The organism is Exiguobacterium sp. s39 (assembly GCF_018618925.1).
Taxonomy (GTDB): Bacteria; Bacillota; Bacilli; order Exiguobacteriales; family Exiguobacteriaceae; genus Exiguobacterium_A; species Exiguobacterium_A abrahamii.
Genome location: NZ_JACSNA010000001.1, coordinates 1,958,482 through 1,983,410 on the forward strand (window position 1 = coordinate 1,958,482; position 24,929 = coordinate 1,983,410).

A 24,929-nucleotide genomic window follows, 5' to 3' on the forward strand; every position below is an offset into this window, starting at 1 on the left:
GGTCGTTTTGTGTTAGAACCGATACCACATCAGTTCTTCATCATGATAGGTATCATCGATTTTCAGCGCCCGCGGTTCAATCGCGTATGATTCAAAACCAAGTGATCGATACAACGCTTTAGCAGCTTCATTCGTCCGGACGACCGAGAGATGGACTTGCTCAATCACAGGATGCTGCTTTAATGTACGTAATGCCTCTTGTACGAGTTGTCGTCCGACCTGTTGCTTTCGGGCGCTTGGCGCGACGTACATCGCAAATAGATTCGCTCGATGTCGCATCTTGAACGGCTCTAAGTTGACGATCGTGACGACACCGACGAGTTCATTTTCATGAAACGCACCGAACGTCATCGACTGTTCGCTTTCAAGACGAGTTGCGTACCGTTCGATGGGTCGATCTTTTTCTGCTTCGTAATCAGAACCGAATGCTTCCGGATGGTTTCGTAAGGCTTCTAACCGCAATGCTTTGTAACGAGTTGCATCTTCAACCGTCAATTGATGTATTTTCAACTGCTCCACCCCCTGCCTGTAGTATAGTACAAACCGCCCTACGAAAAAGAGGACGACATCGAGCGATATCGTCCTCTATTCTTCTATTTAAGGTGTTCGGAAATTAATCGTGAAGTACGGTGAATTATCTCGGAATGCTACACCGACATCCGCCTGCTTGAAGCTCTTTTGAAGGATGTTATCGCGGTGTCCTTTCGAGTTCATCAAGCCCCAATGCGCAGCAAACACGTTCGGATAGCCCATTGAGAGATTCTCACCGGCTCCCATGAACTTAATACCACCTTGTTCCATTCGATCGAACGGGTCACGCCCTTGTGGATCCGTATGCGAGAAGAAATTATTCTTCGCCATGTTTTCGCTGTGACCACGTGTGACCGGCTTCAGTGCCGTGTACGGTGCTAACGGATTCAACTTATAGTCGGCCCGTTCCCAGTTCATCAACCGAAGCATCAGTTTCTCATCTGTTGTTCGCAACGCATTCGATGCAGTACCGTAGAAGCCCTTTTTCTTCGCTTCGACGTCTTTTGGAATCGCAAGCGTTGCTTTGACCTTATTGCCGTCATGTTGATCGAAGAAATATGTCACGTAATTGCCTTTCTTCTCATAAACGGCGGCATGATCCAGATTCAACATGTAGTTCGTGTTGCCTTTACGGTAGGACTTCACTGCAGTCCACCCTTTTTTCTTCAAGGAAGATTCCGTATCCTTATTCAAGACCGCGCCTTGCGTCGTCACCCCGTTCTTGAAACGATACTTCCCGTAGTCCTTACCATCCTTCGTCAAGGCGACGAATTCCTCCGTTGATGTCCGTCTGACTTCCCAGTCGTATCCCGGATACTCACTGCTATATCGATCAATCAGCTTGCCGCCGCTTTTCGGGTAATCGGCTTCTGCTTGTTCCATTGGAATGTTTTCGTAGCCGAAAAAGGCTACTGCTGCTACTCCGATGATTAGCCATTTTTTCATGCCCTCGTTTCGCCTCCTTCTATTTCATTACCTTTATTTTAAAAGAAAATCATTCCTTCGAACAGTCATCGGCTCTCATTTGTCTAAATCACATCTTTCGTCCATAAATCCGACACATTTCATGAGAACGCTATCATTTAGACGTAATGCTTTTGTTTAGTCGATTCTTGAAAATATTTAGTACACATAATAAATGATTTTTCCCTTTTATTAAAATGTGTGAACATTCTTTTATTTCATTCTAAATGATTTTTGATTGCTCTCCGATTCTCGACTCGGTATCATTAGAATTCGTAAGCCAAACTTTCAATGCTTTTCCAAATAACATAATGATATGAAGGAGTTGACCTATGGTTTTACTGTATTTCATTTATGAATCCATTGCTTTTTTACCGATTCAACAATACTTATTTTCCGGCTGGATGATCCTTGTCGCGTTGACCGTATCGTTTAGCTTGGCTAATGCACATGAAGATGTCCGACTGAATCAACGGCTCGGTTTCGAGTTACTTGTTCCTGGATCGGGTATGCTACTTTCTAAGAAATTCATTCCTGGTCTTGCCATCATCCTTTTTTTAATCTTGATCCACTTCACGTATATGTTCCGCGTCATTCCTCTACCGATTGCTTTAATTTCGACGCTCTCCATCAGCACGCTCTCACTTCTTTCACTTTTAATTCCAGCACGCAAAAAAGCGGACCGCTAAGTCCGCTTTTTGATTTATTGATATTTTGTTGTTTCAGTTAGTTTATATTTGTTCGACAGTTCGAGCCAAATCGTTTTTCCTTTGATCGTCTTCACTTGAATGTATGGACGACCTTGTGAAACACGAAGTGCGAGCAATTCACCTTGTTGGTCGGCATGTGTTTCACTTGCTTTATCCCAGTTGCGTCCTAGTTTCCGTTCAATGAAGATATGTTTTCCTTTTTGAACAGCACGCCAGATGCCGACTTCTGCTTTTCCTTTGACAGGTACGACCGTCTCTGCACCTTGAATCGAGATGATCGCTGGATCATGGTCACTCGCGCTACCGTCTGCTTCCATATATTCTGAGTTGATGTTGACGATATCCGACGATGTATACGACTTCAAGTTGTTCGAAATCAAGATGTGGTCAAGCACTTGTGCGTTTCCGTTATAAACATACGAGTACCGCTCTGATTCCGGCAGATCGTCGACTGTGTTCCACAAGTTATCGCCTTTTAAGATATCAAGCGTCTTCGAGAACTGGAAGTCGTTCAAGTCACCAAGAACGACGACGTTTGAGCCTTTGACTTCCGCCTTCAATTCAGAGACGAAATCTTGAACGATGTTCGCAATCGCATGACGCTGGACTTCACTTTTTCGCACGACCGGTTGGTTCTTACCGAAGTCAGCTCCGTCGCCACCTTTTGAGTTGAAGTGGTTGACGATGACATGGTACGAATCACCGTTGAAGAGGAATTCCGCGACGAGCGGTTTCCGTGAACTCGCGAAGTTCGGATCCGTCGGCTGGATGCGACCCGGGTTTTTCGTCAGCTTGCCGTTCTCAACTCCCACGGCTTCCGTCGCGCCACCTTTTTCTCCTGGTGCGAGCGATACACGTGCTGGATTGTAGAGGAATCCGACACGGATGTTTCCGCCTGGCTGTCCGCCATCCTTCTTGTCTTCTGGTGCGATGTCCGTATAGGCATAGCGAACACCCGTTTTCGCTTCGATCGCCGCGATCAATGTCTCGAATGATTTCGAAGCATCGACTGTGCCGCTATCCGTTGCACCATCGTTATCCTGCATCTCTGTCAAACCAACGATATCCGGTGTCTTGAGGAACGTCGCAATCCCTTCTGAGACACGATCGACTTTTCCAATGTCTGCCGTTGAGGCAAAGTTCTCGACGTTGTACGAAGCGACAGTTAAACGTGATTCACCGGTTTCGATGTTCGTTGGTTGACGATCTGCTTCACGCGTGACGAGTGGCGGAAGGTCCGCTGCTTTTGAAAGGACTTTATACGCCGAATAGTTGTAGCTCATGACACCTTCGATCGTACCATCGAACGTATCACCAGCTTTTGCGCGATACGACGAACTGCCCATCTCGACAAAAAGACGCTCCGGATTGACATTATCCTTCGTCAGGATCGGCGTTCCGCGTTTCGTGTAGACCTTATCCGCCGTCTGCGTCCGAACTGGAATCGTCCGGTTTGCTTGCGGACCTGTGACGACTGCGTTCGGTAAAGCGACCCGCATACCTTCTAAGCTTTCGTATAAGTCGATCGCATCTTCTTCCGGATCAAACTGGGCGAACGAATCGTTGTCGACGACTTGCGTCGGAATCAAGACGCCTTCATCACCAAGAACGATACTTGCTGGTAATCCTTCGTTGAGTGCACCCTTCACGAGATTGACCGTACTGATTTCCGTGACCGCTAAGTCTGTATCGAATTTATCGCTGTAGCCGCCAAGCAACCACTCTTTGACATATCCTGTCGTCGCGACTTTTTGTCCAACGGCAGCACCATGGTTTTTCGCATAGACGAGAATCCCTTCTGATGTCCGGCTGTCGTTATCCGGATTCGGATCCTGCATGTAGAAGTTATTCGCATCGACGACGTACGTGACGACACCTGTCGTCCGGACGAGTTGATCTGCATAAGGCGACGTATGCGCAACGCCTTGGATGTTGCTGATTTTCGTGATTGGTGGTGCGATGTAATACTTGAATGTCGAAACCGCTGACGTTTTACCGTCCTTGACGGCAACTGCTTGAATCGTCACTTCATCGTTGATCGTGATGGGTGACGTGTACACTGGACTGTCGACAGTCGGTGTCGTGCCATCGACCGTATAATGAATCGTTCCTTCACCTGATAATGTCACTTGGTCTCCACGTTCGACTTCACCGACTGGAGAAGCTGTAGGTGCTGCAAGAACGTCGCCCGCTTCTGTCTGATGACTGCCGAGATTCGTCAGTGTATCAACCGGGAAGCTCGTCCACTGTGATGGTTCGTACGTTTTAGCACCTGATGTGACGCTAGATTTCCGGACGAGTGTCGTATCTTTTGCGAAATCTGTTGATGAACCGAGTGGTCCGATGATATCAAGAACGACGTCTCCTTTTTTAAGTGCGATTGGATCATTTCCATTGAAGTTCAATGATCCCGTCGTCAATTGTGCTTTTGCTTTGATGTCCGCATTCGCACTCGAATTCGCGATGACGAACGTCTTCCCTGGATCCACTTTCCCCGATAGTGTGATTTTCGCTTCTGACGGTCCACCGTTCGTATATTGAACAAGGGTATAGTCTGCTAAATCAATGATTTGCCCCGATCCATTGTACAGCTCGATTGCTTTGTTATTACTTGTTCCTTCTATGTATTCAGACAAGATGACGCCTTCGCCTTCTGCCCCGACAAGACCCGCTTGTGGAAGGATTCCTGCTGTTAACACTCCGGCCAATGCCCACTTTCCAAACGTACTGCCGTATTTCATGATGAGACCCCCTATTGAATTTTCTGACACTTCTTAATAATATCAGATTATATTCTCAATAGTGTATATTTTTCGTAAAAAAAGATACCATCCTTCGTAAATGAAAGAAATGGTATCGCTTACAACTTTTTATTGTTCGTCTTTGTGACTTTCGTACCATTTTTCAGCTTGCGATGTCGCGATCGGAATAGCGCGTCCCTCTTCATATCCGTCTTTTAATAACGCGTTCGCGATCTCGATCGCTTTCTTTCGAAGTGGCGGATCAAAGTTCTTGAATGACTCCGGATAGTCGTTCTCATTCCATGGCATGTCGTCACCCCCTTCTTTCAGCATTACCCGAAAAAAGGCACAAAAAAAACGCCTCATCAGCGTGTCGTTGTTTTGGTTGTCATGAGAATCGAGGATTACAGGTGATCAAAACACCTGAAACGACGAAAGCCCTACCTCTCTTTCGTTGTTACGGCTCCTTGGCCGCGCCAGCTGAATCAAGCATTTTAGCAAGAATCGTGATGCGTCTGCAACGGACGCATGATACTGGGATTTTTAGAAATAGCTCGGGAATGAGCGGAAAAGTATCGATTGGAAGGTTTATCTTGCTGGGTCAACTTCTCCTCGTAGTATGAAGAAGGACAAAATAAAAGCGATGACTTATGTCTGACTCATTTGTCAGTAGCGGTCTAAAAATCCTGACCTGTCGATTTAATTGTATGATATGGATTGAAGATTCTCACATGAGTGATCATCCCCGATTCATGACTTATATTAATCTACCACACTTTCTTTTATAAAGTCAATCTTTCTTTTGAAAAATCGTTTTCTCCTGTCTCAGAATTGGAGTTGCACCTGCCGTAAAAGCCGAGTATCGTGAAGAGGACTCATTACTATAGAAGAAACGAGGGAAATCCATCATGTCGAATCGACTTATCCATGAAACGAGTCCCTACCTATTGCAACACGCTCATCAGCCTGTCGATTGGTACCCGTGGGGCGAAGACGCCTTCACTGCCGCTCGGGAAAGCGGCAAGCCGATCTTTTTATCGATTGGTTATTCGACGTGCCATTGGTGCCATGTGCTGTCTCACGAAAGCTTCGAGGATGAAGAAACGGCACGCCTCTTGAACGAACGCTACATCGCAATCAAGGTCGACCGGGAAGAACGTCCTGACATCGACCATGTCTACATGACGGCGGCTCAAGTCATGAACGGACAAGGCGGCTGGCCACTGAGCGTCTTCATGACAGCGGACCAGCAACCGTTTTATATCGGTACGTATTTTCCGAAGACGCCTCAGTTCAACCGCCCGAGTTTTCGTCAGGTGACGCTTCAGCTCAGCGAGCAATTCCGCCGTTCACCAGAAAAAATCGCACAAGTCGGTCAGAACATGTCGCAAACGCTTCGCGACGTATTGCAGCCTACGACGTCTACCCATACTTGGAATGAATCCATCATTCACGAGACGTTTGATCAAGCGATGCGCCAATTTGACCGTCAACACGGTGGATTCGGGGGGGCACCGAAGTTTCCGTCGCCAGCCCTGCTTAGTTTCTTGCTTGATTATTATCAATACGCGGAAGACGAAACAGCGCTCCATATGGTCATGCGTTCATTAATCGCGATGCGTGACGGTGGGATGACCGATCAAGTCGGCTACGGTCTATTCCGCTATACGGTCGATGCCAAGTGGGAAATTCCTCATTTCGAGAAGATGCTGTACGACAATGCTTGGTTTGCGACCTTATGCATCGAGACGTACCAAGTGACCGGACAGATCCGTTTTCGACGTTACGCGGAAGAAGTCCTCTCGTTCACAGAGCATGAGATGACTGCACCGGACGGCACCTTCTACGCCGCACTGGATGCAGATAGTGAAGGCGGCGAAGGACACTATTATACCTTCACGGCAGCTGAACTGACGGACTTGCTCGGACCAGACGCACTGTTCCCGCGCTTCTATCATGCTTCATCATCAGGAAATTTTGAAGGACGAAACGTCTTTTACCGGACGGGACGAACACTTGAGGCATTCGCATGTTCTGTTCACTTGTCGCCTGCTGAGACAGCGGCGCAACTCGAACGCGAGCGCCAGCTTCTTCTTCGTGCGCGAAATGAACGTCCGCGTCCGTTTCGTGACGATAAGCGCTTGACATCGTGGAACGCGATGATGATCTCGACGTTCGCTAAAGCCGGTCGTGTCTTTGATGAACCGCATTATACACGTGTTGCAACGCGTGCGATGACATCACTCGAACGATTCGTTCGTACCGAACAGCAGCTTGCCGTTCATTACCGCGAAGGACAAGCGACCGGACACGGATTCCTCGATGACTATGCTTATTTGATTGACGCACATCTTGAACTGTTTCAATCGACACGACGAGCGCTTCATCTAAAGGAAGCCTTAGTACTTGCAGATGTGCTACAAGGTCAGTTCCAGACAGTAGATGGCTATTTTTATCTGACATCTTCACGCTCCGACGAGCTACTCGTTCGTCCACTTGATCTGTATGATGGGGTCACACCGGCTGCAAACAGCGTTGCCTTGCATGCCTTCTTCACGCTCAGTCGCCTCACTGGGCGTCTCGTCTATCAGGAAAGTGCCGAACGTGCTCTTACGGCATTAGTAGAAGAAGTCGAGCAACAACCAACGGGCTTCGCCTCACTTGTCAGTACGTTCACCTATCGGCAGATGGAACCGAAGGAATTGATCATCTTGATTCCTGAAGAGTCGGAGATCCCAATCGAAATCAATCAACTGCAACAGATGCGCTTACCGGAAGTCGCCTTGTTGATTGGGACGAAGCGTGACCTTCTACCGCTTGTACCACTGATCGTAGATTATCCTGAACCAAACGTACCTACCGCTTATCTCTGTCATGATTTTTCGTGTGAACGACCAACGACGAATCTGACAGAACTCCTCGCTCGTCTCAACATCTGATCATATCCCCTCTTGTTTAAACAAACAGGAGGGTTTTTCAAAAAACCAGACCCCTTTTTTCAAAATAATTCAATATCTTATTCATAAAAATCCGATATTGTCGATAGTAAGGATAGGCAATAGATTCCACAACTTAGACTTAGACATCCTAGAAGCCGATTCCGTCCATCCGGACGAATATCTACTAGGAGGAAAGATACTTTGAACACGACATCATTCTCGAAGACCTTGAAGGTGTTCGCGAGCTTTCTCATCGTTTTCAGCATCGTTTTAACATCTTTACCCGTAGCTGAAGCAGCGACGACGAAAGCAACGACCTACCGTCTGTCTACCGATAGTTATCTGTACGACAAGACGGCATCTTCTCGGAAACGCTTGTTGACGATCAAGACCGGAACTGTCGTTTCATCCACGTATGCTTCTGGCGCATTCAGAAGAGTGACATACGCTGGAAAAACGGGATATGTCGCGTCGAAATACCTCACGCTGTACGAAAAGAAACAAACCGTTTCTGGACAGCGCTACCTCGTCCTCAAAAAAACACCGATCAAAAAGACGGCAGTGGATACTGCAGCGACGATCGGTACGTTGAACGAAGAGGATGTGTACTACACGTCACAACGTGTGACAAATCCATATGGCGAAACATGGTACCGCGTCAAATATGACGGGAAGACGGGCTATGTCGCTGCTGGTGCAAAAGCAGTTGCCTATAAAAAGGTGACGAACACGACGTCAAGAACGGTCGACGCTTATATCTTGCGCCAATACGCTGGAACCGGTTATCCAAAAGTTCAGACCATTCCATCTGGAAAAAACGTCAAAATCGTCGGTCGGATCGAGGACTGGGTCAGCGTCCAGTACGATGGGAAAAAAGGCTACATGCATCAAGAGGCGTTCGCCTCTTCTGAAAAGCAAAGTTTGACCCTGATCCCAAAAACACGGTATCAGACGAAAAGTGTGACACCCCTTTACAGCCAAGCGGAAGCGAAGAATAGCTTAGCCAGTCTTCCGAAAGGCACGATTGTCACATCTAGCGCTAAGACGGCAACGTATCATCAAGTCACATACGCTGGTAAGACGGGTTATGTCTTATCCGCTACATTGGCAGAGTACACAGAAAAGACGAAACTTCCGTCTTCACGCTTCTTGTTGACAGCATCACTCGCCATCAAGACGACACCTGCAACCAATGGAAAAACACTTGCGACACTAAGTGCCGGAAACGTCTACTACACGAAGACTCGTGTGACGAATCCACTCGGTGAAACATGGTATCAAGTATCGAAGGAAGGTAAGACCGGTTTCGTATTAGCGAATCAGGCAACACCAATCGCTTACGAATCACAATCAAACCTTTCATTGAAAACGACAGCCGCAACAACGATCCGCTCGTATGCAGGTCCATCGTATGCAACAGTACAAACGATCCCGAACAATACAGTCATCAAGATTTCTGGACGGATCGGCAATTGGTACCGGGTCAGTTATAACGGTAAAACGGGATATGCTGCTTCTAGCACCTTTACGACGCTTGCAACGAAGCAGAAAATTGCAGGTGCACGCTTTGAACTTGAAAAAGCGGTTTCGATCAAATCTTCACCAGATGCAAAAGCATCCACGCTTGCAACACTTCAGAGCGGTGACATCTACTACACGACACAACTCGTCACATCAAACGGTCAGCAATGGCATCGTGTGAGCAAGGATGGAAAGACAGGCTACATTCCTGTCGGTCAAGGCAAGAGTGTTCGTTATCAATCGGACCGGATCGTCATGCAGACGACGACTTCGACTCCCCTCCGTTCATATGCTGGAAACACTTACGCGACCGTCAAAACGATTCCTTCTGGTACGAGCATCACGGTCACTGGAATGATCGATGATTGGTATCGTGTGACGTACAACGGGAAAACAGGTTATATCGCTTCACGTTACGCTAAGGAAAAAGTCATGACGCAATCGATTCCATCTTCTTCTTATCGCCTTGGACGTACCGTCGAAGTAAAAACGTCGCATCAAGCGACAGCTGACACTCTCGTTCGCCTCTCTTCTGGAGACGTCTACACGACGAATCAAGTCGTCACGACTGGTCGTTCGGAGCAATGGCATCGCCTGACGGTTGACGGGAAAACCGGTTACATTCAAATCAATCAAGGTTCACCTGTCACATACGAAAGTGTCAATAACCACCGCTATCAAGCAACGACGGATACGACACTCCAGTCGGATGCCGGTTCAGCTTATGCGACGGTGACGAAGCTGCCAAAAGCAGCCGTCGTTCAAGTAACAGGTAGTCTCGATCAATGGTTAAAAATCAGCTACGCTGGTAAAAACGGCTATGTCTTAAAATCAACACTGACACCGTACACGGAAACGAAAAAGATTACGGGTGCACGCTTCTTGGCGAACCAATCACTTGTCGTCAAACAAGCACCGGACGATCAAGCAGCAACTGTAACGACACTCTCGTTCGGAAATGTCTATTACACATCTTCTTTGATCACGTCCTACACAAACACCTCGTGGCATAAAGTGACAATTGATGGCAAAACGGGTTACATCCGGACGGGACAAAACACGTCATCAATCAAATACGAAGCAAAACAAAAATTGTACGTACGGGCTACATCAAACGTTGCGTTACGCTCTTACGTCGGTAGCTCATACAATGTCATCAAGACGATTCCTCAAAATCTCGTCGTCACTGTCTCTGGTCAAATCGGTGATTGGTATAAGATTTCCTACGATGGGAAAAGTGGATATGCGTATAAGGGGGCGTTCGTGACGACTTCTTCTAAATTAAACGTCTATAACTCCGTCGCGACACCGTATACGTTCGATAGCTTCATCAGCGCACAGATGAAACTGAATCCACCACCGCAAACGGATATCTACAAAAACAAATTGATGTACGTCAGTACGGGTTACGTCCGTCTCGGTGGTGCACTCGATCCAGTCAATGGAACGATTGCGACTGTCACAGCGACGACACCGCTCAACATTCGTTCAGGCGCTTCGACAGCAAGTCACGTCTACGGTCAATTCCAGCCTGGTCGGATGATTCGTGTCTATCAATCCGTCAGTGGCTTCTATACGACGTACCCACGTGTCTATTCGAACGCAACGAATTACTCGACGATCCAGTGGTTAAATGCACTCGAAACAGACGTCCGTAACGCTGCTGACCCACTCAAGGTCGACCGAAATTCTTCAGACTTCTATCAGTTCCTTGATCTATCGAAAACAACAGGTGCGACACCTGCGACACTCGATAAGATGTTAGCGAACGTGACGAAAGGCGAAGGAATCTTTAACAAGTGTAGCAATGGTAGTTGTGGTCAAGCGTTCATCGATGCTGGTCAAAAGTACAGCGTCAACGAAGCTTACTTGATCTCCCACGCTTTGCTTGAGACAGGTAACGGAAAATCGACACTCGCAATGGGTGTGACATGGAATGGACGCAAAGTCTACAACATGTACGGCATTGGTGCGTATGATTACGATGCAATCAACACCGGTGCTGCTTATGCGTACAGTCAAGGTTGGTTCACTCCGGAAGCCGCAATTGTCGGTGGTGCTGAATTCATCAGCACGAAGTACATCCACAATGTCTATGGACAAAATACGCTTTACAAAATGCGTTGGAGTCCGATGCGCCCTGGTAGCCATCAGTACGCAACAGACATGGGATGGGCCGTCAAACAGACGTCACGGATCTATTCACTCTATCAACAGATGGATAGCTATACAGCAACCTTCGATATTCCGGTCTTCGCTCGTTAAGGGATAGTTAAAAACATACACGCAAAGGAGTAGTTCTTCTCTTGATAGAGAAAGACTACTCCTTTTTCGTAATGTTTATTCATTGAAAAGTAAATGACGTCACTCTCGTTTTTATGACAGACGTTCCCGACATCCTCGCTTTCCACAGGCGGGAGGTAAGCCGCGACATCTCGCACTCCATGCGATTTGTCGGGTCTCACCCATCCCTGACGGAAGCGCTAACCGCACTTCCTTTTCCTGTAGGAGTCAAGGATGTACGGTTGCGTCCTACTAAAACATAACGAAATGAAATCGATAAGCGCATCATTTTTACGGCTAAAGTGGTCCTACAAAACAAGGTGTGCTGATGTGATGATGATCTCTCTTATCTATCAAAAGAAGTCCTTCTCCTTCTTCGTTTCTACTTTCTATACCCGGAAGAAAAAACGCGATTTGTTCACTCGAAATCGCTTCCTAGGGAAAAACAAGCAGGAGCGACCCTGCAACGAAGTGAAGCGGCGCGACGCTTGTCCCAGGAAAACGATGCGAGGTAAACAAAAAAGTGCAATCTTTCTCACTAAGAGAAAAACTACACTCTGCCTTCAGTATGAACAATGCTCCGAGATACTACGAAGCACTGTTACCTTTGAATGATACGAAGAGAACCCCTGCATTTACGCGGAAGGGCTCCCCTAGCGTTCCATGTCATCGGCAACGATTTGAATATCGATCCCGCGGACATGACGCATGATTTCATTGATGATCGATCCACGCCGGACTTCCTGCCAACGGGTCCGTGCAGATTGACCGAGGACGATTTGGGTGATGCGATGATGCTTGGCAGCTGCCGTGATTGCTTGGGCGATCGAGCGCTCCCCTTGGATTCGGATCAGAACTTCTGCTCCGAACAAGGAACCACTCTCGCGTACCATCGCTAAGACTTCTTTTTGTTTGGCATTCAATTGATTCTCTGCCGTCGGTAAAATCGTCAGCACATAAAGATCCGCTTTCAGACGACTCGCCATGCGAAAGCCGCGATAGATCAACTTCCGTGCGTTGTCGTTGAGCTGGATACAGACGAGAATTCGTTCTTGTAGCGACGCCGGATCCTTTTCAATCAACAAGCGCGATTGATAGACTTGATCGTCGACTTCGTCCGCGACCTGACGTAGTGATAGCTCACGTAAGCTCGCAAGATTCTGAAGCGAAAAGAACGAATTCAAGCTCTGTTCAATCTTTTCCTTCTTATAGATCTTTCCTTGCTCGAGTCGTTCCCGCAACGTTTGTGGCGTGACATCGACGAGTAGAATCTCATCGGCTTCCCCGAGAAACGGATCCGGGATGCGTTCCCGTACTTCGACACCCGTCACTTCTTTGACTTTAAAGAGCAAGCTTTCGAAATGCTGGATGTTGACGGCCGAATAGACATTAATTCCTGCTTCAAGCAATGCTGCGACATCTTGATAGCGCTTCTTTCGTACCGATCCTGGCGCATTCGTATGCGCCAGTTCATCAATCAGTACGATATCCGGGCGACGGGCAATGATCGCGTCCACGTTCACCTCGGGGAATGTCTTGTCCTTATAGATGACTTCAAGTAGCGGGACTTGTTCGAGTTGCCCGACCATCTCCGCCGTCTCTTTTCGACCATGCGTCTCAATCAGACCGATGACGACATCCTTGCCTTCAAGCGTCAATGTTCGTGCATCGGCAAGCATCTTATACGTCTTTCCGACACCAGGAGCTGAGCCGATGTACAGCTTCAGCTTTCCTCGTGTCATGACTTACTCCGATCAAGTGCTAAGTTCAAGCGCAGGACATTGACGTAATCATGGATTCCCGCTTCCTTCGTGATCAATTTCCGTACTTCTTCACGCGACAGGTCGCGCGCGATTGCGATACGCTTCGCCTGAACCAAAGCATAATCGACTGAGATGTGCGGATCGAAGCCAGAACCGGATGTCACGAGGGCATCGTCCGGAAGCGAAGCGCCGTCCACTTGGTTCTGTTTCTGTAATTCCGCCATCTTCGTGCCAAGCTCCGGGTTCGATGCTGCTAGGTTATCCCCAGCAGACGCTCCCGCTAATTGATCGACCGCTGATGGACGTCCGTGAAAATACTGTTTCGACGTGAACGGCTGGGCAATCAATTCCGATCCGATGAATTTTCCGTTTTCTTGTACTAAAGAACCTTCAGCTTTATCCGGTACGAGTAGTTGACCGAACAGGGTCAATAAAGCGGGAAAGACGATCCCGCATAACGCCGTGACGAAGACCGTCACACGAATGGCTTGTTTCATAATTCGTTTTCTCCTTAGAGGATGCTTGCAAGCAAGACATCGATGATTTTAATCCCAATGAATGGAACGACAACACCGCCCAGACCATAGATCAGTAAGTTACGACCGAGTAATTGATCCGCCGTCATCGGTTTGTAGGTAACCCCTCGCATCGCAAGCGGAATCAACATCGGAATGATGATCGCATTGAAGATCAAGGCAGACAAGATTGCACTCGTCGGGGAATCAAGACGCATGATATTGAGCACTTCCATCTGTGGAATCGCCACCATGAACATTGCCGGGATGATCGCGAAATATTTCGCGACATCGTTTGCGATCGAGAACGTCGTCAACGCCCCTCGTGTCATCAAGAGCTGTTTCCCGATTTCGACGACTTCGATGATCTTCGTCGGGTTCGAATCAAGGTCAATCATGTTCGCTGCTTCTTTTGCAGCTTGCGTTCCACTGTTCATCGCGAGACCGACATCGGCTTGAGCGAGTGCTGGTGCATCATTCGTACCGTCTCCTGTCATCGCGACGAGGTGACCGGCTGCTTGTTCCTGCTGAATGACACGAATCTTGTCTTCCGGCTTACATTCGGCGACGAAATCATCGACGCCTGCTTCGCGGGCAATCGTTGCTGCCGTCAACGGGTTGTCACCCGTACACATGACCGTCTTGATCCCCATCTCACGCAAACGATCAAATCGTTCGCGCATGCCCGGTTTCACCGTATCTTTCAAATAGATGACGCCAAGGATCGTTGCATCGATCGCAACGACGAGTGGTGTGCCGCCAAGACGAGAGACCGCATCTACTTTCTCTTGCAAATCATTCGGAATAGCGCCGCCTTGTTCCTTGACCCATTCTTGAATCGCTTGCCCCGCCCCTTTACGTACGCGGCGACCATCTCTTAAGTCGATTCCGGACATCCGTGTCTCTGCGCGGAACGGTACGATCTCTGCGCCATCTAACCAGTGTTGTTCCACCGGCATCGCACGAAGTTCAGCGAGTTCAAGAACAGAACGTCCTTCTGGTGTCTCGTCAGCAAGTGAGGCGAGGATCGCCCCCTCGAACGCCTGCTCAGCAGTACGTCCACCGACTGGCGTGATCTCCGACGCCATCCGGTTACCGAACGTTATCGTTCCTGTTTTGTCCAGGATGATCGTCTGGATATCGCCTGCTGCTTCGACCGCTTTCCCGCTCATCGCGATGACGTTGAAGCGGGTGACTCGGTCCATCCCGGCGATTCCGATTGCTGACAGTAAGCCACCGATCGTCGTCGGGATCAAACAGACGAGTAAGGCGATCAAGATTGGACCCGAAAGATCAAATCCAAGATAGTTCGTAAAGACCGGTAGTGTCATGACGACAAGTAAGAAAATCAACGTCAAGCTCGTCAAGAGCGTTGATAACGCGAGTTCGTTCGGTGTCTTCTGACGACTTGCGCCTTCGACGAGGGCAATCATCTGATCGAGGAATGATTCACCTGGATTACTCGTGATCCGGACTTCGATCTCGTCACTGACGACGAGTGTGCCGCCGATGACCGAGGAGAAATCACCGCCCGCTTCCTTGATGACGGGTGCGGATTCACCGGTGATCGCCGATTCATCAATCGAAGCAAGTCCTTTGATGATTTCACCATCACCCGGTACATACTCCCCTGCTCGGACGAAGACGATATCGCCCTTACGAAGAGTCGCAGACGAAACGCTTTGAATCAGTTGTCCGACACGTTTGCGTGCCATGACATCTGCTTTTGACGCTTTCAATGAGTCCGCCTGTGCTTTCCCGCGTCCTTCCGCGATCGATTCCGCGAAGTTCGCGAATAAGACCGTCAGGAAGAGGATAATACTGACCGTTAAGTTAAAGCCACGCATCTCGTCAATGAAGATCGTATAGCCGATCGCGAGCAAGCAGCCGATCCAGACGACGAACATGATCGGTTGTTTGACCATATTGACGGGATTTAATTTTTTAAAGGCATCGATCGTCGCTTGACGCGCGATCGAGCCACTGATTGCTGATTTGGATTGGTGTTCCGGCTCCCCGTTCGGTTGGTGTTCCTCGGGCGTCGGATGCATGATTCGTTCCATCATATGATTTTATCTCCTGTTCACATCGTCAGCCAATCCGCGACTGGTCCAAGTACGAGCACTGGCAAGAATGTCAATGCACCGACGAGTACGACCGTACCGAGGAAGACTGTTCCGAAGAGTGGTGTGTCTGTCTTAAACGAAAATTCATCTTGCGGAACCGATTGCTTCGCTTTAAGCGAACCTACGATCGCAAGCATCAAGATCAATGGGATGTAGCGTCCGAAGAACAACGCGAATGACGTCGAGACGTTCCAGTAGACGTTTGCGTCGCCGAGTCCTTCAAAACCGGATCCGTTGTTCGCCGTCGCGGATGTGAACTCATACAAGACTTGCGACAGTCCGTGATAACCTGGGTTCGAGATGCCGGCGACGCCTGGTGCAGCGTACATCGAGATTGCCGTTCCGACGAGAATCAGGAATGGCGGCACGAGTAGCGCGATCGCGATCATCTTCACTTCGAACGTCTCGATTTTCTTCCCGAGGAACGTCGGTGTCCGACCGATCAAGAGACCTGTCAGGAAGACTGCGACGAAGGCGTAAAGTAAGACGTTCAGGAATCCTGCACCTGCTCCACCGTAAACGACGTTGAGCATCATATTGCCGAGTTGGATCAATCCAGCAAGTGGATGCAGTGAGTCGTGCATAGCGTTGACCGCACCAGTTTCAGCTGCCGTCGTGATTGAACTGTAGAGCGCCGTTCCGATTTGACCGAACCGTAGTTCCTGACCGTGTGCCGTTGGATTCGCAAGCAAGCTCCCTGCCATCCCGACCGTCATCATGATGAAGAGAAGCTTCATGACACCAAGGAACAGTCGTCCTTGTTTCGCTGAACCGATGATTTTTCCGTAAGCGATTGGAAGTGACATCGGAATCAGCAACATCAAGAACATCTGGATGAAGTTGACGAACTGGTTCGGGTTCTCGAATGGATGAGCACCATTGACACCAAAGAAACCGCCACCGTTGTTCCCGAGCTGTTTGATGACTTCAAACGCAGCAACCGGTCCACGGTAAATCAACTGCTTCGCTCCTTCGAGCGTCGTGACGCTGACCGCCCCTCCGAACGTCTGTGGTACACCGAAGACGATCATGACCATCCCGAACACGAGTGAAATCGGAATCAGGATTCGCAAGATGAAGCGAACGAAGTCGGCATAGAAGTTACCGAGTGGTTTGTTCGCAAGACCACGAATGACAGCGATACAGACCGTGAACGCCATCGTTGGAGCGACGAACAACATCGTTCCAAGGACGAACGTTTGCGAGAGATATGAGAGTGCCTCGCCTGAATAGTGTTGTTGATCGGTGTTCGTCATGAAACTGATTGTCGTATGCAACGCTGTCGACCAATCGAGATTCACAGCACCGTTCGGATTCAAGGGTAGACTGCCTTGGAAACGAAGTAGCAAATAACCACCGATGAAGAAGAAAATATTTACAAGCAACAAACTTTTCGAGTAACCGACCCACGATTGATCGTGTTTCTTTTCATCGACGCCGAGTAACAAAAGAAGTCGTCGTTCGACCTTACCGATTTTATCGACCCGACGCTCTGCGACAGGTGCGAAGTATATCCCGATGTAGCGACCAAGCAAGACCGCCGCGCAAAGTGCGATGACGAGTAGGATCCAAAATTGGATCATGAATTGAGTCCACATGTTTTTCTTTTCTCCCTATGCGATTAGAATTTTTCTGGATACATCAGACAATAACCGAGATACAAGAAGACGAGGCAGCCCGTCGCTAGTAAAAACCATGTCATTTACGGTCACCTGCTCTCCACTGGACACGTTCGATCAGATGAATCATCCCGAACGTCGTACCGAAGAAGAAGGCAAGCAATACGATACTCCACAGCTCTCCCATTATGAAATTACCCCCATATTATTCAATATTTTTACAATTAGACACGACAAAAAGACGATGTGAGGCAATAAACGGCCCCAGCATCGCCTTTATACTTTGGCATACTGAAAAAGAGTCGTTCCCTCCTAAAAACGCCTGCGAGGTTAGCTGTCGGATTCGGGCATACCTAGGAATTCGCCCTACCTTTCCCGTTCGGAAAGGATTCACCCCGTGTCACGTGTCGTGACGGTTGGGTCCCCCGCTTCAATCATGAATTCGGCGTACTTTGAGATCGAAGCATTAACATGTTAGTGTTCGTTGATGAGATGGATATTACTCCGATTTTTTCGGGTTGTAAATAGAAAAGTTGAAAAAAAAATAGTCTGATTTTTTAATGACTTACTTTCGAAAAATAGCGTTTTTCACCTCTATGCTATAGAAGAAAAAAAACCGCAGAAATCGATTCCTTCATCTAAAATGGAGGAGCTCCATTTTAGCGAGAATCGTTCCGCGGTTTCATGAACGAACAATGATTATGATTGCTGATTCATTTTGGCATGGACCGTCAAAGGAGCTAGCATCGTCACCCATAGGGCAACCACTCCAGAAACAAGAATCACAATATCGCGTTCGAACCCAAGCGTCAGTAAGGTAATACAACTACTGACCAGGACGAGACAAAGCGTCGCGATCATAACGAACCGCGATTGTTTCAACATTTTTCTCATGTGGCATCTCTCCTTTCCTTCCATATTCCTTTTCATCGTAACAAAGATTCATCGAAAAAGCGTCGCTGACACCCGATTGTGATGTTTCTGTCATCTCGCAAGTAACGATAGAAGACGACGAGAAAACGGATTTGTTACACTGGAGAAGTACTTAAAAAGGGGGAATCGATATGTTACAAGATCATTCATTTCAACGCGTCGACGGAACGTCGGCATCCTTAAGTGACTACCCAGCTCAAGCATGGCTGATCGTCAATACAGCCAGCAAATGTGGCTTGACGCCACAGTTCGAAGGACTCGAGCAATTGCATCAAGACTATCGTTCGCAAGGGTTGACCGTACTTGGTTTCCCATGTAATCAGTTCGCGAATCAAGATCCGGGAACGGACGAGGAGATCCAGTCGTTCTGCCAAGTCAACTACGGCGTGACATTCCCCGTCTTCTCAAAAATTGATGTCAACGGTGAGCAAGCGCATCCGTTATTTGAGGAACTGAAAGCACAAGCACCAACGACGGACGGTGCAACAGACGTCGAGTGGAATTTCACGAAATTCCTCGTGACCCGTGATGGAGAAGTGACGCGGTTCTCACCAAAAACGAATCCAACTGATTTGACGGCTGCGATCGAACGATTGCTCGTTCAAGTCTAAAAAAATAAGCTTCCTTCCTTCTCTCTTGAAGGAACGGAAGCTTATTTTCATGTTGTTCCCGGCTCAAGATGACGGCTGATCATCTCTTCCGCCAATCGTTTGACGTCATCGATGTCGCGCATTTCCGTGAACGGATGTCCCCAGACGATCAGCTCTTCGATTTCTTCAATCGGTTGCGTCGTATAGCGTGTACCATCGGCAACGAACTCTTGCGCAATCGTAGATTCAAAAGCTGCGTATTTCAGGAGCCACGGCTTTTCACTTAAGATTTTTTGCGCATGTTTTGCTTGCTTGAACGCAACATCGCCGACGAGGACGACCGGATCGAATCGTTCATGGAGCGGATGCGTATATTGAACAGAGATCAGCAATCCATGTTGGTTCGTTTTTTCTTGTTGCCGGACATACGTCCGTGTTAAAAAGTGCGGCACGAGTGACTCCGCACTCTCCTTCGTCTGATGGATGCTCAAACCATGTTCCGTTTGGACGACTTCCGGGAGAACCGGTTCGTATCCACGGTTTGCTAATTGTTGATCGAGCTCTTTGAATAATAGCAGGGTATGTTCGACCAGTGCTCGGACTTGGCGAAACGATAATTGAATCGATTGATTGATCATACGATGACCTACCTTCTCTAAAAGTATGGCAATATACAGTTATTTACCCAAACTTTTCCGACTTCATCCCTGTTTCAGTGAAAGTTCCTCGAGCCACTTACGTGCTTGCTCGCTCATACGAGCCATCGTCTGTTCTCGCTCCAGCGTGATTGCTTGTCCGGCATGGATCGAGCGACAATCGAGTGCGTGCGGCATGTTTTCTTCGACGATTCCGGCAAGGATCAGACAAGGAACGTCAGCTGCTTTCGCCATCCGCGTGACCTCACCTGGTAACTTACCGATTTGACTTTGACGGTCGACGCGTCCTTCTCCTGTCCAGACATAATCGGCTTGCTCCATCCGCTCTGCTACGCGAAGATGTTGCAGGATCGTCTTGGCTCCCGGAACGATCGTGCCGCCCAGCGCATAGACCGCTCCCCCGAGTCCACCGGCTGCTCCAGCTCCTTTAACATTCTCTAGTCCAAGTAACCGCCCGATCCGTTCAAGTTGCTGATCGAACTTTACGATGTCTTCTCGAAGCAGTCCTTTTTGGGGACCGAACAGATACGCTGGACCATCTGGACCATGATAAAGGGCTGTCACATCGACGAGCGCTTCCAGTTGAACAGGATACGCCGGGCATTGAATAGCATACGTCTCAAGTAACGGATTCGTTTGAAACGAAATCGGATCACCAGACGCATCTTCAAGCCGACAACCGACTTCCGCGAGTAAACCGAGTCCGCCATCCGTCGTACCAGTCCCGCCTAAAGCCAGTCGGATATGCGTGATTCCCTGATCGCGTAACTGAGCAATCAAACGACCGACACCACGCGTATTCATTCGAACGGGATCATCCTCGCTTCGCCGCATCGGCAGTCCACAAATACGCGCGACTTCGATGACGGCATCTGTCCCCTTGACAGCGTACTCTACTTCACACGGACGACCTGCTAGATCGATCGTCATCGCCGTCTTCACGTCATATCCGAGTGCAAGATAGACATCGAGCGTTCCCTCCCCGCCGTCCGCAACAGGCAAGGAATCGATGATCGCTGTCGGATCATACGCCCGGATACCGGAGGCGACAGCTTCTGCCGCCTCGCTCGAAGAAATACTCCCTTTGAATGCATCCATCAAAATCAAGTGACGTCCCATCTGTACGTTCCCCCTAAAAAACTCATATCAAGTTTTGATTGCGTTTCCAATTAATGTTACGATGATACTAATTTTAAATTACCATTACCTTATCTGACATTTCATTTTACATACACAGGAGGTCTTATTTCATGGAACGCTGTTCGTTATGTGGTACACCACTTCGTCAACACGATACGACTTGTTCTCATTGCCAACATCCTGTCATCAAGAAAGAACGACCAGCTGAACCACCCGCTCCGTCCTCTTCACGCACTTGGCTCATTAGCACCTGTCTTTTGCTCTTTCTCGTCGGAGGAGCCGGTTTCCTGTGGTATTCGTTAAAAGATCCCGTTTCGCCGGAAGCCAATCAGACGCCTAGCGTCGAAGCACTCGCTCTTTCTGAATGGTCCGATGAACAAACGGCTTACAATCAAACGTATTCGAAAGATCGGCCTCCGACGTCCTATGATGTCCTTCGTTTCGTCCGCCAATACACACGAACGATTCCAGAACTAGCGACGTATTCGAAGAAATACGATTCCATCGAGACATTTTCCGCCATCCAGTTTACGACCTTGAAGGTGTTCGAATCCGAGTTCGACCATCTCGAGCGATTGACGAATGCCGCTGATGCCCCTGTCGCTCCAAGTGTTCTTGCCGTGACATTCCAAAAATTTACGTCAAAAGGTACCACGTATCACTTGCGTACACAGGAAACGTACCAAATCGCGACAGCAACGGGTTCAAAGCCTGTGACCTACCGCGTTCATTATCGTTTGAAAGTGCATACGGATCATCTGCAAATCATTGATGTCAATCGAACGGAGGTGACCTCATGAAACGAGTGCTCCTCTGTCTGCCCCTTTGTCTCCTGATGGCGTGTTCGCCCGAAACATCCAAAATTCAAGATCAGTTCGAACAGCAAACTTACACCCGCGCCGTCGAACAATCGAAACAAGACATCGACGAACCGGCTGCTCGGCTAATGGTTCAGCTTGAGCGACAGCTTGCCGGTTATCAACTGCGTGATGTCTTAAAAACGGCGGAGGCGATCGAACGTCTTCAACTCGCAACGGATCACCCTGTCCGAAAACGAGCAGAAGCCATTGCCCTCAGTGCAAGAGAGACGTTGCAACAGGTCAAACAGTTCGAAGGTACGTATGAAGTTGAACGAAGCACGCTCGAAGATGAGCCGTTCGACGGAACCGGGCGCATCCATGTCTCTTTTGATGAGCAAGATACGTTCATCGCGACGCTTCGCTTTGATCAATTCGGTCTCCCGGACGCGCTCCGAAACGATGAAGAAATCATTCGTTTTGAACCCGATCTCTCCGCTCGTGTCAGTTTATCTGGAGGACAAGTCAGCTATCGCTTCGTCCGTTCGACACTCCGCGTGACGTTCGAAGGACCAGGCGGTAAGCGAATCTATCAACTCAAACAACTGTCAGATAAATAACCAGTAAAATGCCGCTTCACTTGAGACAATCCTCGAGGGAAGCGGCGCTTTTTTTATGATTTGAATTTAACGTGTTGCTTGAACCTGCTCATACACCTGTTGGCATAATTCATGTGTCGCGAGGCTGTCAGAAGCTACGACCGACTCGGACGTTTCCCCCTTGACTGTCCGGAGGAACGCGTCCAGCATATCGACGAATCCACGGCGCTTTAATGTCGCTTCCCAGTTATCGAGCGGATATCGAAGCGTGCCTTGTTTCGTCAATTGATCGAGTGTCGTCACGTCCGTTGCGATTCGTTTTTCTTCCGGTCCCATCACTTCGACGCGTTCTTCCGTAATGCCGTTATTGCGGTTCATGACACCGATTGCCGTGATTCCGTTTGAGACGAATTGAATCGTCACGTGATGCAGACCGCTTGCGTCTTGCTTACTCTTGACGTGTAGGTCTTCAATCTCGCCGCACCCTGTCAAGAAACGAAGCGTATCTGCGACATGGATGAAGTCGTCGAACAGAAACGGCTTAGCATCTTCGATGAACGACGTTCGATTCTTTTGCATGAGGACGAGATTTGGATCGTTCACCTCAAGCAAGCGCTGATGCGCCGAAGCGAAGCGTCGATTGAATCCCGTGATGAACGGTAACTGTTTCTCCTCTGACAGACGTGTCAATTCACGAATCTCTTCGATTTCCATCGAGACCGGCTTATCAACATAGACGGCGATTCCTGCTTCTAACGCTTGCCGTGCTTGCTCCGCATGGACGATCGTCGCTGAATGGATCATGACCGCATCGATTCCCTCCTGTACGGCGTCAGCAAATGTCGCGTATGTTCCTGCAAAGCGATACGCCGCTTGCAATCGTTTTGCTTTCTCTTCATCTCGCGAGATCAGATACACCTCGATATCGGATCGTTCGGCATAGACGGGTAAGTAGGCTTTTTGTGCGATGTCCCCTAGACCAATGACTGCTAATTTCATGTGAACTCCTCCTTTTCCTCTGTTGCTTACATTCCCTATGATACGTCAATTGACACGAAAAGATGGAAATTGGCTCGTTACAGGATTCGAATTCCTTTTTTTGAAAAGAAGTGAATTTCCTTTTTTTGTTTTATGATAAAACCATATTTGAACAAGGAGGGAATGAGTTTTTATGAAGCGCTTGCTCCGTACTAGTCTTACGCTCTTATTATTGTTCGCTTTATGTCTTCCTGCCATACCTGCAAAGGCAGCCAGTTACCAAGTCGTCGTCACTTCGACGATTGGGGCGAACATCCGCTCAAAGCCGAGTACAGCCTCGTCTGCGACAATCGTCCGACGTGCCGCGTACAAGGCAAAATTCACAGCCGTCTCGTATACGAATGGCTGGTATAAGATCAAGGACGGAGGTACATATCGTTATCTATCGAACCAAGTCGCTAAAAAAGTGTCGAGTAGTTCCGTGAAGACGTACAAAATCGTCGTCTACTCGAAAGCTGGAGCGAACGTCCGGACATCACCAAGCACGGCCTCATCAAAGAACATCAAACGACTCGCATCCTACAACTCGAAGTTCAATGCAGTCTCTTACTCAAACGGTTGGTATAAGGTCAAAGGGAAAGTCAATTATTATTACGTCTCTAGCCAAGTCGCCCGTAAAGTGACGACGAGCAGCCCTAAACCGTCAAGCGGGAGTTATCCGGTTGCCTCGATGCGGTATTTCAAGCTTGGATCGTCAAGTTATCAATTGACGAAAGAAAGCTTCGTCCGCCGTTATCCAGCGAGTACGACTAAACTGTTGACGGGAATCGTCGCGTATGACGAAGCAGCACGTAAAGGCACGCTCGATCAAACGTTCACCCTGACGTCTTCGATGTTATCCGTTCCTGCAGGTAGCAGTGTCGCTGGCTTCCGTGCTGGTGATAAAGTCACGATGCGTCAACTCTTGAACGGGATGCTGATCCGTTCTGGTAATGATGCAGCAAAAGCGATCGCTGTCCGGACAGCAGGTTCTGAATCGAAGTTCGTCTCGTACATGAACAGTCGCGCCCGTTCGATCGGGATGAGTGCGAGCCATTTCATGAACCCACATGGCTTCTATCATCCAAGTCATTACACGACGGCTGCTGATATGCAAAAACTCGCGAATACATATGCGAAGTACAGCGCGCTCATGACGATCAGTGGACGAAAATCATACCAGACGACCGTCAAAGGACCGTATGCACGGACGTTGACGTGGTATCACACGAACACCTCACTTCCAGGTGATACACGTGTTTATGCGAGCAAGACCGGTTACACTCCGGAATCTGGCTACACACGTGTCTTCTTCATCAAAAAAGGCTCGACGCGATATGGTCTTGTCACACTGAAAGGATCGTTGTCTCAAACCGAGACGACACTCCGTTCTGTCTTGAACCAATGATCTTTTAATCAACAACCTGATTCCCTTTCCGGGAGTCAGGTTGTTTTTCGTTTTGTCTCTAAAATTATGCTTGCGCTG

The 24,929-nt window shown here is 48.5% G+C and carries 20 protein-coding genes and 1 riboswitch; of the genes, 7 read left to right on the forward strand and 13 right to left on the reverse strand.

Going from position 1 to position 24,929, the window contains the following annotated elements; translation table 11 throughout:
- Positions 1-12 precede the first annotated feature (12 nt).
- Positions 13-510 (reverse strand): GNAT family N-acetyltransferase, encoded by a 498-nt coding sequence (locus KNQ11_RS10220; protein WP_214771492.1) that lies wholly within the window; start codon positions 508-510, stop codon positions 13-15.
- 87 nt (positions 511-597) lie between these two features.
- On the reverse strand, positions 598-1,476 hold the full coding sequence (locus KNQ11_RS10225; RefSeq protein WP_149427830.1) for a CAP domain-containing protein: 879 nt from the start codon (positions 1,474-1,476) through the stop codon (positions 598-600).
- Positions 1,477-1,826: 350 nt separating this feature from the next.
- Between KNQ11_RS10225 and KNQ11_RS10230 the strand changes: the two genes are divergently transcribed.
- Positions 1,827-2,183 (forward strand): hypothetical protein, encoded by a 357-nt coding sequence (locus KNQ11_RS10230; protein ID WP_050678127.1) that lies wholly within the window; start codon positions 1,827-1,829, stop codon positions 2,181-2,183.
- 14 nt (positions 2,184-2,197) lie between these two features.
- On the opposite strand, the gene KNQ11_RS10235 is transcribed toward KNQ11_RS10230, so the two are convergent.
- Positions 2,198-4,945 carry a chitobiase/beta-hexosaminidase C-terminal domain-containing protein gene (locus tag KNQ11_RS10235; RefSeq protein ID WP_214771495.1) on the reverse strand — a complete coding sequence of 916 codons (2,748 nt, stop codon included), beginning with the start codon at positions 4,943-4,945 and terminating at the stop codon, positions 2,198-2,200.
- 129 nt (positions 4,946-5,074) lie between these two features.
- On the reverse strand, positions 5,075-5,254 hold the full coding sequence (locus tag KNQ11_RS10240) for a DUF2188 domain-containing protein (protein ID WP_035396111.1): 180 nt from the start codon (positions 5,252-5,254) through the stop codon (positions 5,075-5,077).
- A gap of 599 nt (positions 5,255-5,853) precedes the next feature.
- On the opposite strand from KNQ11_RS10240, the gene KNQ11_RS10245 reads away from it, so the two are divergent.
- On the forward strand, positions 5,854-7,884 hold the full coding sequence (locus KNQ11_RS10245) for a thioredoxin domain-containing protein (protein ID WP_251139652.1): 2,031 nt from the start codon (positions 5,854-5,856) through the stop codon (positions 7,882-7,884).
- A 201-nt stretch (positions 7,885-8,085) separates the two neighbouring features.
- On the forward strand, positions 8,086-11,670 hold the full coding sequence (locus tag KNQ11_RS10250; RefSeq protein WP_214771498.1) for an SH3 domain-containing protein: 3,585 nt from the start codon (positions 8,086-8,088) through the stop codon (positions 11,668-11,670).
- Positions 11,671-12,341: 671 nt separating this feature from the next.
- On the opposite strand, the gene KNQ11_RS10255 is transcribed toward KNQ11_RS10250, so the two are convergent.
- From KNQ11_RS10255 to KNQ11_RS10280, 6 genes are all read right to left on the reverse strand, one after another.
- Positions 12,342-13,430, reverse strand: a complete 1,089-nt coding sequence (locus KNQ11_RS10255; protein WP_149427834.1) for a universal stress protein — start codon at positions 13,428-13,430, stop codon at positions 12,342-12,344.
- Entirely contained in the window at positions 13,427-13,948 is a 522-nt protein-coding gene (gene kdpC / locus KNQ11_RS10260; RefSeq protein WP_214771501.1) for a K(+)-transporting ATPase subunit C, read from the reverse strand. The genes KNQ11_RS10255 and kdpC overlap by 4 nt, the downstream gene beginning before the upstream one ends.
- Positions 13,949-13,962: 14 nt before the next feature.
- Positions 13,963-16,032, reverse strand: a complete 2,070-nt coding sequence (gene kdpB, locus KNQ11_RS10265; RefSeq protein WP_149427836.1) for a potassium-transporting ATPase subunit KdpB — start codon at positions 16,030-16,032, stop codon at positions 13,963-13,965.
- A 17-nt stretch (positions 16,033-16,049) separates the two neighbouring features.
- On the reverse strand, positions 16,050-17,690 hold the full coding sequence (gene kdpA / locus KNQ11_RS10270; protein ID WP_214771505.1) for a potassium-transporting ATPase subunit KdpA: 1,641 nt from the start codon (positions 17,688-17,690) through the stop codon (positions 16,050-16,052).
- A gap of 23 nt (positions 17,691-17,713) precedes the next feature.
- Complete coding sequence (locus KNQ11_RS16990) at positions 17,714-17,794, reverse strand: potassium-transporting ATPase subunit F (protein WP_071908832.1); 81 nt, start codon at positions 17,792-17,794, stop codon at positions 17,714-17,716.
- A gap of 221 nt (positions 17,795-18,015) precedes the next feature.
- Positions 18,016-18,169, reverse strand: a riboswitch (cyclic di-AMP (ydaO/yuaA leader).
- A 241-nt stretch (positions 18,170-18,410) separates the two neighbouring features.
- Positions 18,411-18,605, reverse strand: a complete 195-nt coding sequence (locus tag KNQ11_RS10280; RefSeq protein ID WP_029342614.1) for a hypothetical protein — start codon at positions 18,603-18,605, stop codon at positions 18,411-18,413.
- A gap of 170 nt (positions 18,606-18,775) precedes the next feature.
- On the opposite strand from KNQ11_RS10280, the gene KNQ11_RS10285 reads away from it, so the two are divergent.
- Positions 18,776-19,255 carry a glutathione peroxidase gene (locus KNQ11_RS10285; RefSeq protein WP_058704508.1) on the forward strand — a complete coding sequence of 160 codons (480 nt, stop codon included), beginning with the start codon at positions 18,776-18,778 and terminating at the stop codon, positions 19,253-19,255.
- Positions 19,256-19,302: 47 nt separating this feature from the next.
- On the opposite strand, the gene KNQ11_RS10290 is transcribed toward KNQ11_RS10285, so the two are convergent.
- Positions 19,303-19,872, reverse strand: a complete 570-nt coding sequence (locus KNQ11_RS10290; RefSeq protein ID WP_047392959.1) for a hypothetical protein — start codon at positions 19,870-19,872, stop codon at positions 19,303-19,305.
- Positions 19,873-19,935: 63 nt separating this feature from the next.
- Positions 19,936-21,009 (reverse strand): glycerate kinase, encoded by a 1,074-nt coding sequence (locus tag KNQ11_RS10295; protein ID WP_214724018.1) that lies wholly within the window; start codon positions 21,007-21,009, stop codon positions 19,936-19,938.
- A 131-nt stretch (positions 21,010-21,140) separates the two neighbouring features.
- On the opposite strand from KNQ11_RS10295, the gene KNQ11_RS10300 reads away from it, so the two are divergent.
- Together KNQ11_RS10300 and KNQ11_RS10305 are read left to right on the forward strand one after the other, a co-directional pair.
- Positions 21,141-21,830: a hypothetical protein gene (locus tag KNQ11_RS10300; RefSeq protein ID WP_064299334.1), complete on the forward strand. Its 690-nt coding sequence runs from the start codon at positions 21,141-21,143 to the stop codon at positions 21,828-21,830.
- Positions 21,827-22,447 carry a hypothetical protein gene (locus KNQ11_RS10305; RefSeq protein ID WP_214771508.1) on the forward strand — a complete coding sequence of 207 codons (621 nt, stop codon included), beginning with the start codon at positions 21,827-21,829 and terminating at the stop codon, positions 22,445-22,447. The genes KNQ11_RS10300 and KNQ11_RS10305 overlap by 4 nt, the downstream gene beginning before the upstream one ends.
- 66 nt (positions 22,448-22,513) lie before the next feature.
- Here KNQ11_RS10305 and KNQ11_RS10310 read toward each other — a convergent pair whose 3' ends face one another.
- Complete coding sequence (locus KNQ11_RS10310) at positions 22,514-23,425, reverse strand: Gfo/Idh/MocA family protein (RefSeq protein WP_149427841.1); 912 nt, start codon at positions 23,423-23,425, stop codon at positions 22,514-22,516.
- A gap of 172 nt (positions 23,426-23,597) precedes the next feature.
- On the opposite strand from KNQ11_RS10310, the gene KNQ11_RS10315 reads away from it, so the two are divergent.
- Positions 23,598-24,851, forward strand: a complete 1,254-nt coding sequence (locus tag KNQ11_RS10315) for an SH3 domain-containing protein (RefSeq protein ID WP_214724020.1) — start codon at positions 23,598-23,600, stop codon at positions 24,849-24,851.
- Positions 24,852-24,929 lie beyond the last annotated feature (78 nt).